General features: G+C 66.6%; 15 protein-coding genes. 5 read left to right on the plus strand and 10 right to left on the minus strand.

The features are described 5' to 3' along the window. Nucleotide 1: 1 nt before the first annotated feature. From Q9R39_RS16485 to Q9R39_RS16505, 5 genes are read right to left on the minus strand one after another with little or no spacing between them, the layout of a single operon-like run. Nucleotides 2–1,015 (minus strand): zinc-binding dehydrogenase, encoded by a 1,014-nt coding sequence (locus Q9R39_RS16485; RefSeq protein WP_311277794.1) that lies wholly within the window; start codon nt 1,013–1,015, stop codon nt 2–4. Then, complete coding sequence (phnE, locus tag Q9R39_RS16490) at nt 991–2,586, minus strand: phosphonate ABC transporter, permease protein PhnE (protein WP_311277795.1); 1,596 nt, start codon at nt 2,584–2,586, stop codon at nt 991–993. Before phnE ends, Q9R39_RS16485 begins: the two co-directional genes overlap by 25 nt. Further along, the gene (phnC, locus tag Q9R39_RS16495) at nt 2,583–3,392 is read right to left on the minus strand and encodes a phosphonate ABC transporter ATP-binding protein (RefSeq protein WP_311277796.1); all 810 of its coding nucleotides are present in this window, start codon (nt 3,390–3,392) and stop codon (nt 2,583–2,585) included. Before phnC ends, phnE begins: the two co-directional genes overlap by 4 nt. After that, nucleotides 3,392–4,357 carry a phosphate/phosphite/phosphonate ABC transporter substrate-binding protein gene (locus Q9R39_RS16500; RefSeq protein WP_311277797.1) on the minus strand — a complete coding sequence of 322 codons (966 nt, stop codon included), beginning with the start codon at nt 4,355–4,357 and terminating at the stop codon, nt 3,392–3,394. Before Q9R39_RS16500 ends, phnC begins: the two co-directional genes overlap by 1 nt. Before the next feature lie 47 nt (nt 4,358–4,404). Further along, complete coding sequence (locus Q9R39_RS16505) at nt 4,405–5,148, minus strand: phosphonatase-like hydrolase (RefSeq protein ID WP_137808624.1); 744 nt, start codon at nt 5,146–5,148, stop codon at nt 4,405–4,407. A gap of 107 nt (nt 5,149–5,255) precedes the next feature. On the opposite strand from Q9R39_RS16505, the gene Q9R39_RS16510 reads away from it, so the two are divergent. Next, entirely contained in the window at nt 5,256–5,972 is a 717-nt protein-coding gene (locus tag Q9R39_RS16510; RefSeq protein ID WP_065630516.1) for a GntR family transcriptional regulator, read from the plus strand. Here Q9R39_RS16510 and Q9R39_RS16515 read toward each other — a convergent pair whose 3' ends face one another. The 5 genes from Q9R39_RS16515 to Q9R39_RS16535 form a co-directional block, all read right to left on the minus strand. Next, nucleotides 5,973–6,644, minus strand: a complete 672-nt coding sequence (locus tag Q9R39_RS16515; protein WP_058251398.1) for a VOC family protein — start codon at nt 6,642–6,644, stop codon at nt 5,973–5,975. Between the two features lie 48 nt (nt 6,645–6,692). Then, entirely contained in the window at nt 6,693–7,400 is a 708-nt protein-coding gene (locus tag Q9R39_RS16520) for a hypothetical protein (protein ID WP_226512323.1), read from the minus strand. Between the two features lie 6 nt (nt 7,401–7,406). Further along, the gene (locus Q9R39_RS16525; protein WP_171011527.1) at nt 7,407–7,868 is read right to left on the minus strand and encodes an enoyl-CoA hydratase; all 462 of its coding nucleotides are present in this window, start codon (nt 7,866–7,868) and stop codon (nt 7,407–7,409) included. Between the two features lie 1,106 nt (nt 7,869–8,974). Continuing rightward, the gene (locus Q9R39_RS16530) at nt 8,975–10,180 is read right to left on the minus strand and encodes a hypothetical protein (RefSeq protein WP_247451138.1); all 1,206 of its coding nucleotides are present in this window, start codon (nt 10,178–10,180) and stop codon (nt 8,975–8,977) included. Nucleotides 10,181–10,221: 41 nt separating this feature from the next. Beyond that, complete coding sequence (locus Q9R39_RS16535) at nt 10,222–11,097, minus strand: hypothetical protein (RefSeq protein WP_247451136.1); 876 nt, start codon at nt 11,095–11,097, stop codon at nt 10,222–10,224. Nucleotides 11,098–11,321: 224 nt separating this feature from the next. Here Q9R39_RS16535 and Q9R39_RS16540 point away from each other — a divergent pair, with 224 nt between their 5' ends. The 4 genes from Q9R39_RS16540 to Q9R39_RS16555 all read left to right on the plus strand — a co-directional run bounded on the left by Q9R39_RS16540 (nt 11,322) and on the right by Q9R39_RS16555 (nt 13,835). Then, nucleotides 11,322–11,903, plus strand: a complete 582-nt coding sequence (locus Q9R39_RS16540; protein ID WP_137808632.1) for a hypothetical protein — start codon at nt 11,322–11,324, stop codon at nt 11,901–11,903. A gap of 50 nt (nt 11,904–11,953) precedes the next feature. Next, complete coding sequence (locus Q9R39_RS16545; protein WP_311277810.1) at nt 11,954–12,385, plus strand: helix-turn-helix transcriptional regulator; 432 nt, start codon at nt 11,954–11,956, stop codon at nt 12,383–12,385. A 112-nt stretch (nt 12,386–12,497) separates the two neighbouring features. Next, nucleotides 12,498–12,923, plus strand: coding sequence for a VOC family protein (locus Q9R39_RS16550; protein ID WP_137808633.1), 426 nt, complete (start codon nt 12,498–12,500; stop codon nt 12,921–12,923). Between the two features lie 60 nt (nt 12,924–12,983). After that, entirely contained in the window at nt 12,984–13,835 is an 852-nt protein-coding gene (locus Q9R39_RS16555; RefSeq protein ID WP_065630522.1) for a triacylglycerol lipase, read from the plus strand. The last annotated feature ends 6 nt before the right edge of the window (nt 13,836–13,841 follow it).

Genomic DNA, 13,841 nt, shown 5'->3' on the forward strand with positions numbered 1-13,841 from the left:
TTCAGGGCGCGACCGCGACGCGCAGAGCGGCCCCCGGGGCCGGTTGCAACGCGCCCTCGATCTGGTCCAGTGGCAGCGGGTTGGTCACCAGCTCCGACCACGGATGACGGTCGACGGTTCGCGCCAGGAAGTCGACGGCCTGCTGTAGATGACGTGGCTCGTAGTTGTGGACGCCGGTGATCGTCCACCAGCGTCGGACCACCTGCTCCGGGTCGATGTCGAGCAACGGGCCCGGGGTGACCGAACCGGCCAGCACGAGCGTCCCGGCGACGTCCAGCCGGGTGAGTCCCCGACGGATGAAATCCGACGAGCCGGTGAAATCGAGTACGACGTCGACGTTCTCGCCGTCGTCGGGCCGCGCCCCGAATCCGGTGGCCTGCTCCACGCGCGCCCGGTCCCAGTCGGCGATCAGGACGTCGGCGCCGCGGTCGGCACACACCGCCGCTGCGGTCGTCCCCAGCATTCCCGCTCCACCGACGAGGACGCGGCGCCCGGCCACCTCCCCGGCACGCTCGGCGACCGCCATCACGGTGGCGGTGGCGCAGGCCGCTGGGGCGGCCACTACATCGTCGAGAGCGTCGGGAACACCGACCGACGTGGTGCCCGCGGGCAGCAAGATGTGGGTGGCGTAACCCCCGGACAGCGGCCAATCACCGTCGAACGGTTCATGTCCGACCTTGCGCACCCGCCGGCACTTGGCGGTGACGCCGCGTCGGCACCGATCGCACTCACCGCACGAGACCGTGACCGACCAGACGACGCGATCCCCTACGCGGGCGGTCGCTCCCGCGCCGGCGTCGACCACCTCACCCACCGCCTCGTGTCCGAGTACGGAGGGGCAGGGCGACTCTCGGCGTCCGGTCACGGTGTGCAGGTCGCTGCCGCACACCGTGGCCAGTCGTACTCGGACGAGCAACTCGCCACGACCAACTGCAGGAAAGGGCATTTCGACGATGTCGATCCGATCGCCCCGCCAGACGGCAGTACGGGTCAGACGAGTCGTGAGCGTATCCAACCGGACAACCTCTCGATGGTGTAGACGATGACGAAGATGACGAGCACGATGGCCCCGGCGACCTCGAAGTCGAGCGTGCGGATCGATTCGAAGAGCAGGAAGCCGATACCGCCGGCGCCGACGATGCCGAGCACCGTGGATGTGCGGATGTTGACGTCGAGCAGGTACAAACCAGAGCCGACGATGGACGGCATGGCCTGCGGGATCACCACGGCGAACAGTGTTTTCCACCATCCGCACCCGACGGACCGGGCGGACTCGACGGGCCCCGGATCGATCTCCTCCACGGAGTCGGCGACGAGCTTGGCGAGGAAGCCGATCGAACCGATTGCCAGGGCGCAGGTTCCGGCCACCGGACCCAGCCCCAGCGCGGCGACGAACACCACCGCGAGAATGAGCTCCGGCACAGCCCGAACGACGAGGATCCAGGCCCGCGCACCCCAGTACACCGCCGTATGCGGAGTGACGTTGCGAGCAGCGAGGATTCCGACCGGGATCGACAGCACCGCACCTATCGCGGTGGACACGACGCCGATCGCGACCGTCTGGAACGCGGCGTCGAACAGGTCGGCGCCCAGAGTGCTGAAGTCGGGCGGGATCATCCGGCCGAACACCTCGACGGCCGGGGGTATCCACGCGATCAGCGCCCACGGCGTGATCTCCAGGACCACCATCGCGGCAACCGTCGCAGCGACCACCAGCAGCCCGAAACCCGTCCGGACGGCGCGTTCCAGACCGGGCCGCATGGGCGACGGCGTCAGCAGCACGCGGCGGATTCCGATGGCCAGCAACTCCATCGCGGCGATGATCACGAGGATAACGAGCACGATGCCGAGGGCTCGCGGATAGATCAGACCACGGAGCGCGTCCTGCAGTGCGAAGCCGATTCCGCCCGCGCCGACGAACCCGAGCACGACCGACATCCGGAGGTTGATGTCGATGCGGTAGACGAACGCCCCGATCCACGCCGGGACACATTGCGGTACGACCGCATTGACCATCTCGCGGACATAGCCGACGCCCGTGCTGCGCACCGCTTCGCGCGGCCCCTCGTCGACCTGCTCGATCGCGTCCGCGAACAGCTTGCCGAGCATGCCGATCGAATGCAACGCCAGGGCCAGGATGCCCGGCAGCACACCGATACCCAGAGCACGGACGAACAAGACCGCGAACAGCAGGTCGGGCATCGCTCGGCAGAACGTGATGATGGCCCGCGCCACCGCCTGGACCGCAGGATGCGGACTGGTGTTGCGAGCGGCCAGGAACGCCAGCGGCACCGACGCGATCGCGGCGAGAACCGTGCCCAGCACCGCCATCAGCAGAGTCTCCAACGCCAGCACGCTGATCCGGCCGGGATCACCGAGCCGAGGTGGCAGCATCCGCTCGATGAGCGCGACGATGTCCTCGATCCCGTAGATCAGTGTTCCCGGCGCGAAGTCGATCCACCACGCGCAGATCAGCGTGGCGACAAGGCCTCCGACCGCGATGCCGGGCAGGACCGCGCGGTTCCATCGGGGTCGCTTCCGCGCAGACGGGTCCGCCCGCGGTCGATCGAGCAGCGGGGTGTTCATCGGCGTCGCGCCGCGTTCGTCGACGCCGACACTGGGTCGACGCGTCGGTAGACGTCCATCACCTCGTCGCGGTCCAGTCCGATGGTGGAGCGGTCGAGAACCTTGTGCCCGCCACGTAATCCGACGATGCGGTGCGCCCACCCGAGGGCCAGGTCCACCTGGTGCAGGGTGCAGAGGATGGTCAGCTTCTCCTCGACGCACACCTGGAACAGCAGATCCATGACGACGCCGGCGTTCTCCGGGTCGAGGGAGGCCACCGGTTCGTCGGCGAGCAGGAGCGTCGGTTTCTGCATCAGCGTGCGCGCGATGGCGACGCGCTGCTGCTGCCCGCCGGAGAGGGTGTCTGCGCGACGGTCGGCGAGGTCGGCGAGACCGACACGGTCGAGGTGCTCGAGCGCCTCCTGGCGCATGTGCTTCGGGTACGTGAGCGCACCGTAGCGCGGGCACCGGAGTCGGCCGAGCCCGCCGAGCAGGACGTTCTCGAGACAGCTGATCCGGCCGACGAGGTTGAAGTGCTGGAAGACGAATCCGACGTCGCGTCGTAGAGCCCGCATCTCGGTACGTCCGGCACGATCGACCCGGTGCCCCACGACGTCGACGACGCCGGACGTCGCGGGATGCAGTCCGTTCAGGCAGCGGAGGAAGGTGGACTTCCCGGACCCGGAAAGGCCCAGGAGCACCACGAGTTCGCTGCGGTGGACGTCGAGCGACACGTCGTCGACCGCGACGGTGTCGCCGAATCGCTTGGTCAGTCCGTCGACGTGGACGACGAGGTCGTCGCCGGCCACCGGAGGATGTGCGGTCATCAGCTCGCACACTTCTCGGACTTGGTGACCTCGCAGACGTGCCGCACGCCGGCGTAGTCCTCGTCGGAGGCCGGCACGACACCCCAGGCACGCTCGTCGGTGATCAGGCACTCGTCGCCGGAGCAGAAACCCGCGGCTTCCATCGACTCCTTGTTGACCTGCTCGGTGAACACCTTGGTGAGCGTGTCGATGGCTTCCGGGCCCAGCGAATTGTTCGCCGCGAACACCGATCCCGCGATCATCTCCGACTTCCAGACCGTCTTCAGCTGTCCTTGCTGGAGGTCGCCCTTCTCGATGAGGGTCTTGTCGACCATCGAGTCGAAGGCGAATCCGGCTTCGCAGTCACCGGAGGCCACCGACAGCGCCGACGCGTCGTGTCCGCCTGCGTAGATCGGGGTGACGCCGGCGGCGAGGTCGGTCTCGGTGCCGGACTTGATCACCCCGGCTTCGATGAGACCGGCGCTCGGGTAGAGGAAGCCGGAGGTGGACCCGGGGTCGACGAAACAGACCGTCTTGCCGGCGAAGTCATCGATGCTGTTGACGGACGCGTTGTCGGCCTTGGCGATTCCGTAGGACTGGTATCCCGGTTCCGCGCCCTTCTCCGACACCACGGCTCCGATCGGGGTGATGTCGGCCCCGTTGAGGCCGGCGACGACGTAGGCGAACGGACCGAAGAAGGCGAGGTCGACGTTGTCGGCGATCATCCCCTCGACAACGCCGGCATAGTCGGATGCCTGCACGAACTCGACCTTCGACCCGGTTTCCTGTTCGATCACCTTGATGACCGGGTCGTAGCTGGCCTTGAGATCGGAGGAGTTCTCCGCCGGGATCGCGGCGAGGGTGAGGGTCTCGGGAAAACCATTGTCGTTGACCGCTTCCGAATCGCCGCCGGAACATCCGGCGAGGACGAGGGCGGTGGTGGCGAGGGCGGCGGTGATCGCGAGCGGAGATTTTCGGATCATCATCGGGGGTCAGCCTTTCGGGACGTTGCGGGGTCGGTTCGAGGAGCGGGTCAGGGGGCGGTGATCAGAGCGGGGAGATCGGCGACCGACGCGAGCACCCGATCGGCACCCGCGGCGCGCAGGGTGTGCTCGTCGTGGGCGCCGGTGAGCACGCCCACGGCCAGGCCGGCGCGGGCGCGCCGTGCGGTGTCGATGTCGCTCGACGTGTCGCCGACGACGACGACGTTGGCCATGTCGTCGACCTGCGCGGTGAGAGCGGCGGCGAGTACGAGGTCCGGGTACGGGCGACCGCGCAGTCCGGCGGTGGGAGCGAGGACCTGGTCGACGACCTCGGCCCACCCCAGTGAGTCGAGAATCCGCTGCTGGGTGGCCGGGCTGAACCCGGTGGTGAACGCGGTAGTGATCCCGCGCGATCGCAGGTCCGCGAAGGTCTCCGCCGCTCCCGGGATCGGCTCGACACCGTCGTCGATCAGTTCTCCGTAGGCCTCTTCGAACGCTTCGTTGGCCCGGCGGGCCGCGTCGTCGGAGCCGAGAAGCGCGCGGAACACCGCGATCTTGGACTGTCCCATCGTGTCGAGGACGTAGGTGCGGGCGCGGTCGCGTTCCACGCCCTCGGCCGGGATGCCGACCGCGGTCGCGGCGATCTCGAACGCCTGGGTGACGAGCCCGTCGTCGACAATCGTCGTGCCGGCCATGTCGAAGACGACGAGTTGGACGGACGAGGTGCCGTCGTGTGAGGTGGTTGTCCCCGCAGGTTCCGAAGCAGGCTCAGTGAAGTCATCGGTTGTACGCATGAGCCCACTCTCGCGTTTGGTATAGACCAATTCGGGTGTCTTACCCCAACGCCAGGTGAACACTCGGTTGCCACTTGGTCTAGACCATTATTTGCTATGTTGGTCGCATGACCCTGTCCGAGCAACCGCGCGTTCTCAAGCACCAGGTGGTCAGGTCCCGGCTGGAGGAACTCCTTCAAGACCTCGTCGAGGGTGATCCCTTTCCCGCGGAACGCGATCTCGCCGAGAGCTTCTCGGTGTCACGCGAGACCATCCGACAAGCACTTCGAGAGCTGTTGCTCGACGGCAAAATCGAGCGCCGGGGTCGGATGACGGTGGTCGCGGGTCCCAAGATCCGACAACCGTTGTCGATCGGTTCGTACACCGAGGCGGCCCGCGAGCGCGGGATGGAGACCAGTCGCATCCTGGTGGGATGGACGAACCTGACGGCCGACGCGGTGCTCGCCGAACGCCTGGCGATCGCCGTCGGCGACCCGGTCATCCAGCTCGAGCGTGTCTTCACGACCGACAGGGTGCGCGTCGCGCTGGAACGGACACGCCTGCCGGCCTTCCGGTACCCCGATCTCGAACGCGACTTCGAGGTGACCTCGTCGTTGTATGCCGAATTCCGTAGGCGCGGGGTGCGTTTCGGGCGTACCGAGGACACCATCGAGACGACGTTGCCCGACGCGCGTGAGGCCGCTCTGCTCAACGTCGACGCTCGTACGCCGATGTTCTTGCTGAACCGCTTGTCCTACGACAAGGACGACGTCCCCATCGAGTATCGGCGTTCGCTGTACCGGGGCGACCGGATGGCGTTCACGCAGACGATGTACGCCGACTGATCAGTAGTTCTGGTCCTGCCAGGTGCACAGGCACACCTCGTTGCCCTCGGCGTCGGCGAGGACCCAGAAGGCCGGGGCGTACTCGTCGGTGAGGAGTTGGCCGCCGGCGGTGATGGCCGACTGCAGCCGCTCGTGTAGTTCGTCGGTCGGGATCCACAGGTCGACGTGCATCCTGCTCCGCTGGGGACGAGGTTCGTCCATCTGCTGGAACCAAACGCTGGGTAGGCGCCCAGCCGGATCGACGAGGTCGACAGGTTCGCGATCGGCCGCGTCGCCGTAGCCCAGGACGGCTTTCCAGAAGGGCCTGATGGCCGGGATGTCGAGGGCGTCGATGGCGAGGTTGAACTGGGTGACGGGTGCGGACACCGGCTCGAGGCCGAGGTCGGCGGCGATGCCGGTGATCCGGTTCGCCAGCGCGACATCGGCTTCGGTGAGCTGGTGCGCGCTGTGCGTGGTGAGCACGAGATGCACCGTGCCGTAGCGCAGGTCGATGTCGGGGTGGTGGTTCGCCTCTTCGGCGGCGTCGATGATCTTGGCGACGAATTCACCGCCCCGCACCATCGATCCGGTGTTGTAGGCGGCGGCGAGTCGGTCGGCGATGACACGCCAGGGATCGGCGACCATCTCGGCGGCCTCGGCGGTGGTGAGCGGTGAGCGAGTGGACCCGGTCATGTCGCCCCATGCTGCCCCGTTCCGGTGGATTGCGAAAGGGGGCGCGCCTCAGTGCCTGTTGGTGGTCGCCGCGGCCAGTGTCGCGATCGACTGGTGCGTCGCCGGCAGGAACCCGCGGCGCGCCTCTAGGTCCAGGGCGGTGCCGGCGCCGATGACCGGGTCGTAGTCGAGCCCGATGACTCCGCCGACCGCACCGGACACCACGTTCACCAGCATGTCGGCGAGGCCAACCTGATGGGTGGCCGGTAGTTGGGCGGAGATGACGACGATGGTCTTCTCCAGCACCCCGGCCCGGTCCCATTCGGTGAAGACGACCCGGGCGCGGTTGAGCAGGTCGGGTCGCGCCGCGATCACGAGTACCGGGGTGAGATTCGGGAGGTCGTCTTCGGCGAGTTCGGGCAGCAGCGTGAGCGGATGCGCGCCGGCGTCGACGACGGGAACCGCGCCCTGCCGCCACGTCTCGACGACGGCGTCGGTGACCGTCGCCTCCTCGGGCGGAAGCCACAGACCCGTGCCCGACGCCGTGCGCAACAGTTCGGGGTTACCCGACCCGCAGAGCCGCAGCTCGATGTCGCAGTCGTTCCCCGACGCATCCACCCACCACGAGAGAAGGCCGAGCGTCGACGACGCCCGATGCTCCGCGAGCAGCGCCGAGACAACCGACGTGCCAACGCCTCCCGCAGTCCCGCACACGACGACGGCCCGCTCGGCCCAGGCCTGCGGGTCGCCGTCGCGTGGAGTGGTCGGGTTGGTCATCAGGGGTCAAGGAACGAGCATGTAGATGGTCGAACCGTAGCCGGAAGGGACTCGAACAGGACTATTGGGGGAAAACCCACCGAACCCAAGGCTGACTGGACCTGAGCCGGTGTTGATCTCCCAAACCTTCTTCTCACCCGGACGCGGGCCGAACGTTGCGGTAACCCACTTTTCCAGGTTGTAACCCCGCACGCTGGTGTAGTAGTTCCCAAACAGCACTCGGCAATTCGGATTACGCTTCCAACTCGCCCCAGCCCCAGTGAACCCGTGCGACCGCACCGTGACCCTGACTACACCCCGCTTACCCTTCGGCGCATCCACAGTCGCGTTAACCGCACCCCGGCAGTAGGAGTGGTCGCCAAATATCCCGAAGTTGTAGCCGGTGGTCGAAACCTGGGGAATCGGAGCCGCAGACGCCTGACTGACGCCCGCCATGCACAACGCGCCAACGATAAGGCCGACAAACATAGTCGCGAGTAATCGTTTCACTTGATCCCTCCTTACCTTCTGCGGGCGCTCAGTTACGGGACCAACAGGTAGAAACCCGCCCCGTACGACTGGGGTGAGGCGATCGGGCTGTTAGTCGAGTAGGCAGTTACGCCGAATACGACTACACCCGAACCCGTATGGACGTCCCAAGTCTTGCTCTCACCGTGTCGCGGCCCGAAGCCAGCTCTCACCCACTTCTGAATGTTGAGTCCTCGACCGCTCGTGTACGTTGTCGCAAAAAGGACTCGACACCTCGGATTCTTCTTCCATCCCGGGCCGTCGCCTGTGAAGCCGTGCGACCGTGCAGTTACTCGAACCACACCGGGCTTCCCTGCCGGCGCATCGAGACCGATGTTGACAGCTCCGCGGCAGAAGGAGTGGTCACCAAAGGTGCCAAAATTGTTCCCGGTCGTTGATAGCTGGGGAATGGGGGCTGCGGTTGCGTGACCACCGCCAGCAACCGTAGCGACGCTTGCCAAGACAAGCGCGACCACAAAGATCAAGAGCTTTTTCATTCAGATCCTTCGTGCAACAGATCGACGCCTACGGCACCGTCATGAAGAAGGAGGGTCCAGCAGGGGATTGCAGGACGCGAACGGCACTGTTGACGGCATATGTAGTGATGCCCATCCAAGCGGGGCCGGAGCCGGTCACGACGTGCCACGTCTGCTTCTGCCCTGGTTTCGGCCCGAAAGAACCAACCGTCCACTTCTCTATATCGATCCCTCGGACACTTGTGACAGCGGAGCGAAATAGGAAGCGGCAATTCGGATTCCGATTCCATGAAGGACCCTGACCCGAGAATCCGTGTGAAGTCGCGGTGACCTTGACAACGCCACGTTTCTTAGCCACGGCGTCGACTCTGTATGTAATAGCACCGCGGCAGAAAGAATGGTTACCAAACGTACCGAATGTCGTGCCGTTTGTACTGAAGTTCTGCAACGGCGCAGCAGACGCCTGGCCCGCGCCGACAATGACACCTAAAGTAGCGATTACGACAACGAACACGGATACGATTGCCTTTTTCACTTCACAACCTCTTTGCTGATCGACCGAGATTAACGTAATCCTTCGCGCGCTTCATATCATTTCCTAGCAGCGCTAGCGTGGTCGGCCTCGCCGGGCCACTGCACGTCACTACCCGGGACCGCATCCTTGAGAGTCTCGGATTGCGCCCGCGTCCAGTCACGGACTGATCGTTCGACTTGAGGCCCGAACACCGCGTAGGGCGAGCGTGCTTGCATGCCAGACCATTTGAAGGTCGAGGCTCCGACGGTCGCATCGACGTCACCGCGATGATTTACCACGTAGTCAACAGCCGGCAGTCCAGAGCGACGCGCATGGTCCGATGTCAGGTGGAATTCGAATTGGTTCGGGCCAGACTCGGGCAGCGCGTGCCGCGGGCCCTGCTGACGCCACGGCTCGGTTGGGTCGGCACCCGGGTCGCCCGCCCCGAGCGAGTACGCCAGTAGGCCACCTGCAGTACCCCCAATAGCGGCACCGACCACAGCCCCCGCAGCTCCAGCTCCGATTCCACCAACCGCTGCGCCTATTCCAGCTCCACCGAGTGCGTTAATGCCCGATGTAGCACCACCCGTCGTGACGGCACCGACTATCGCACCCGCCACCGCACCAATCGGGGCGCCAACCACCGCGCCCACAACAGCCGACGGAATACCAAGCGCGACAGCACCAGCCGTGCCACCGGCCATGACGCCGATGATCGTCGCGGCCGCACGACGAGTCGCCTCATCCTCAGGAACACCAGCAGAAATCAGTCCCTGCGCGATCTTCGCCTCGCCATAGGCCGACCACGCATTGATCGAGTTCACATCACGCTTCGACATCCCCTCCGGAATGTCAGTGACGAAGTTGCCCACACGGATCTTCTCCGGCGGCGGCGCGATCGGCCGAACCGGCGGAGCAACCCGCGGAGCCACCCGATTGTTGATCAACGGAGTGTAGGGCTCGTCATACGAATACGACCCAGGCGCGGTGTACGCCTGATAAGGCGCCTCCACCGGCGGCCCCGGAATACTGCCCGGCCCCGGAACCACGACCGGCTCGACCGTCGCCTCAGCACCGGCACCACCATCCGGCGACACATCACTCGGACTCGTGCCACCCTGCCCCGGAGCCGTGTCGCCCGGACTCGTGCCACCCTGCTCCGGCACCGCAAACGCCGCCCCGGCGCCCGCAGTGATCGACACCGCGACCACCGCCGACGTCACCGACAGCAATGGACCACTCGGCACCCGACGCTTCCGATGCCGACCCCGACTATGACTCATTACTCGACTACCTCTCTGGTGCGCCCACGGCGGGCGAGATCTCACTCAACGGATCGGATGGACTGGATGTAGGACTTGCCGCCGATGGTCGTCGTGCGGATGACCTGGCGGTAGGTGATGGGCGCCGCGTCGGGCTGCAGTTCGGTGAGCACCACCGAGTACTCGCCCGGGCCGCGCTCGGCGACCGTCAGACAGTGCCGGGTACCGAGTGGACGCTGATTGATGTACTGCTGCATCACGTACTCAGAGGCCACCGCGCCCGGCGCCGCGGCCGCCCGTGCCGCCCTCGCCGAGCGCAGAACGTAATAGGCGTGGTTGAAGGCGCGGATCGCACCGGCACCCGACTCTTGATTACCGGCATCGTCGCCGTCGGACACCGTCGTCCCCGACCCCACCGGGCGCTGCGTACAGACGGGCTCGCTCGCCACAGCGGACGTGGACGGCAACAGCGAATCGGAGGCGTCAGCGGTGGACGTCGATGCCGTCGTCGATGCGGGCTCGCCGCCGCGCGTCAGGACCACACCCAAGGCTGTGGCGACAATCACAAGAATCGCTGCTGCCGCACCTGCGATTCGCAGTGGTGAACCGAGACGTGCGGGCTTCTCACCGCGTGCGGCCGATCCGCTCTTCCGCTTCGCACGGACCGACTTTTCCGCCTCCGCCAGGAACGCGTCAAGCTCCGACGCCGGGCGCGGCGCGACGACCTGAGGTGCCGCGGCCACTGGCCGGACCGGCTTCTCGAGCATCGGAACCGGGCGCTCGAGAACGGCCACCGCGGACGGCTGCGAGGCCACCTGAGCTGGGCCGACGGAGCGGTATCGGGCCAGGTGAGCGGCCAGATCGGCGGCTGGCGTCGCGTCGGAAGCGGGCGACGGCGGGACGTCGGGGAACCACAGTGCGGAAGCGCGCGGCGGCACCAAAGATCCCTCCCCCCGGCCGGTGATCATGTCGTCGTGAAGTTGCACTCAACGACGGCACGACGCAGGGGGTCCCCCGATGACGTCGGCATATGCCGTCGCTGACCTCGGGACACCCTACAACAGCTCTCAGGACGTTCTCAGCTGTCATCCACAGGGGTGACACGCGATCCTGCCGCTGCGAATTCATGCACACAGATGTCGCGCTGACTAGGGTCGCGAGTGTGCTTCTCACGGCCGCAGTCGCCCGCGGGGTCGCGGACGGTACCGTCGACCTCGCCTTCCGGCGATGGGGCCATCCGCGCATACATCCGGGTTCGAGCTTCGTCGCGCTGACTCACGTCATCGAGGTGACGTCTCTGGAACGCGTCGACCCCGAACGGATCACGCGCGACGAGGCGCGGCGCGCAGGATACGACGATGCCGACGCCGTCCGGGCCACCCTCTGCGTCAACGTCCACAATCCGACCTACCGCATCGGACTGCAGTGCATCGGCGAGGACCCGCGCATCGCCCTACGCGCCGACGACGATCTCTCCGACTCGGACGTGGAGGAGATCCGAACCCGCCTCGACCGGATGGACGCCCGGTCCAAGAACGGGCCGTGGACCCGCGAAACCCTCGACATCATCGCGCGCCGCCCGGGCGTGGTGTCGACCGACCTCGCGGCTGAACTCGGCACCGACCGAGCAGGATTGAAGCAGGACATCACCAAGCTCAAGAAGCTCGGGCTGACCGACAGCCTCGTCGTCGGGTACGAACTGTCGCCGCGCGGCGTCGAGTTCCGGCGTCGCGACCGCGACTGAGGTCACCGAACATCCGACGGCGACGTGTCGACGTGGGCATCATCAAGTTCATGCCCAGCGCACACCCGGCCCGTCACCTGCTGCGCGCCAAGGATCTCGCGGACGTGCGATTCGCCGAGCCGCTGACGGTCGACGACATGGCCGCCGCGGCGAAACTGTCCCGCGCCCACTTCTCGCGGGCCTTCGCAGCCGCATACGGACAGTCGCCACACGCGTATCTGCAGACTCGACGACTGGAACGGGCAGCGGCCATGCTGCGAACGACAGACCGTACCGTCGCCGACATCTGCATGGCGGTGGGTCTTTCCAGTGTCGGTTCGTTCACCACGAGCTTCACTCGCGCATTCGGCAAGACGCCGACCGCATATCGGGATTCGTTCCCGCCCGCCTCCACGTACGCACGGATACCGGCATGCGTTCTGCGCGTCTACTCGCGCCCGGCGCCGACGAGTCGGACCGAGTACCCCCCCCCCGGGAAGTGAAGCAACACGCGACGGACCAGGTGAGGACAGCACACGGGGAGAAGACCTCGACGGCCGCAGCGACCTACGTTGATCTCACCACCGCGACATCCCCCAAGCGAAGGAAGACAACATGATTCGCATCGCCAGCGCCCAACTGTGGGTACACGACCAGGACGAGGCGCTCGACTTCTGGACGTCGAAGGTCGGGCTCGAGATTCGATCGGACGCGTCCCTGCCCGAGATGGGCGGATTCCGTTGGCTCACCGTCGGTCCGCCCGAACAGGACGACGTGAGCATCGTGCTCATGGGCATCCCCGGCCCACCGGCCATCGACTCCGGCGTCGCCGAGGAGATCCGCAGCCTGATGTCGAAGGGTTTCGCCGGCACGGTCTTCCTCACCACCGACGATTGTCGGCGGGACTATGAGGCCCTGGCCGCGCGGGGCGTCGAGTTCACCGAGGAACCCGAAGAACGGCCGTACGGCATCGACGCGGGTTTCCGCGACCCGTCGGGAAACAGTGTTCGCCTGACGCAACTGGCCGAGGTACTCGCCTAGACCGCCCGGCGTTCCGGCAATCGCGGGTCGCGTCGCCGCGTCGTCGGCGACAATCCGACCATGAACAGCATCCGATCCGGAGTCACGGCGGCTGTGCTCGCGCTAGCCGCCGCAGGTTTGTGCCTCGTGGCCGGAAGCGCGAACGCCGCGCCGTTCCCGGTGATCACGGATGCGCCGACCGCCATCGCCACTCGCTACCTGAGTCCGGCATCGGAGTCGCCCGCCGGCGCCAACCGCTTCGGCTGCCGCGACCGGGACGGACGCAATCCGGTCGTGCTATTGCACGCGACCGCCATGAACCAGAGCGCCAACTGGGCGTATCTCGCGCCGACCCTGGCCAACGCGGGGTACTGCGTGTTCAGCCTGACCTACGGCCAGACGAGCTGGAGCGGCAACACCGGCGGCCTGGGCAACAAGGAGCAGTCCGCCCGTGTGGTCCCGGCTTTCGTCGGACGGGTTCTGGCTGCCACCGGTGCCCAGAAGGTCGATGTCGTCGGCCACAGCCAGGGCGGCGCGATCGCACAGCTCGTCACCCAATTGCCCGGACGCGCCGAACAGGTGGGCACGATCGTCGGGCTGTCCGCGTCGAACCGGGGATACTCCCGCGTCGGGTCGATCACCGACCGCCTACCGGCCCGTGCCCCCGGTCAGAGCTACTGGGGTCCGACGCATCGCTCGATCCGATACGTGAACCTCGCGACGCGATTCGACGAGATCTCGACGCCGTACACCGTGACCTTGATGCCGCCCGGCCCCAACATCACCAACACGGTGATCCAGGACGTGTGCCCGGCGTCGAAGATCGGTCACGTCGGGATGGCCTACTCCCCGACCGTCGCTGCGCTCGTCCGCAACGCACTCGATCCGCAGCGTCGGGTGCCGGTCGTCTGCGGTTCCGACTTCCCGGGTTGACCTGGG

The sequence above is a fragment of the Gordonia sp. AC31 genome (genome assembly GCF_031844505.1).
In the GTDB taxonomy this organism is placed as follows: domain Bacteria; phylum Actinomycetota; class Actinomycetes; order Mycobacteriales; family Mycobacteriaceae; genus Gordonia; species Gordonia hongkongensis.

Bases quoted from the DNA above. Each gene is read 5' to 3' on its own strand.
- Q9R39_RS16510 (WP_065630516.1), top strand. From the start codon at position 5,256: ATGACCCTGTCCGAGCAACCGCGCGTTCTCAAGCACCAGGTGGTCAGG.
- phnE (WP_311277795.1), bottom strand. From the start codon at position 2,586: ATGAACACCCCGCTGCTCGATCGACCGCGGGCGGACCCGTCTGCGCGG.
- Q9R39_RS16515 (WP_058251398.1), bottom strand. From the start codon at position 6,644: ATGACCGGGTCCACTCGCTCACCGCTCACCACCGCCGAGGCCGCCGAG.
- Q9R39_RS16550 (WP_137808633.1), top strand. From the start codon at position 12,498: ATGATTCGCATCGCCAGCGCCCAACTGTGGGTACACGACCAGGACGAG.
- Q9R39_RS16545 (WP_311277810.1), top strand. From the start codon at position 11,954: ATGCCCAGCGCACACCCGGCCCGTCACCTGCTGCGCGCCAAGGATCTC.
- phnC (WP_311277796.1), bottom strand. From the start codon at position 3,392: ATGACCGCACATCCTCCGGTGGCCGGCGACGACCTCGTCGTCCACGTC.
- Q9R39_RS16505 (WP_137808624.1), bottom strand. From the start codon at position 5,148: ATGCGTACAACCGATGACTTCACTGAGCCTGCTTCGGAACCTGCGGGG.
- Q9R39_RS16555 (WP_065630522.1), top strand. From the start codon at position 12,984: ATGAACAGCATCCGATCCGGAGTCACGGCGGCTGTGCTCGCGCTAGCC.
- Q9R39_RS16530 (WP_247451138.1), bottom strand. From the start codon at position 10,180: ATGAGTCATAGTCGGGGTCGGCATCGGAAGCGTCGGGTGCCGAGTGGT.
- Q9R39_RS16520 (WP_226512323.1), bottom strand. From the start codon at position 7,400: ATGACCAACCCGACCACTCCACGCGACGGCGACCCGCAGGCCTGGGCC.
- Q9R39_RS16500 (WP_311277797.1), bottom strand. From the start codon at position 4,357: ATGATGATCCGAAAATCTCCGCTCGCGATCACCGCCGCCCTCGCCACC.
- Q9R39_RS16525 (WP_171011527.1), bottom strand. From the start codon at position 7,868: ATGTTTGTCGGCCTTATCGTTGGCGCGTTGTGCATGGCGGGCGTCAGT.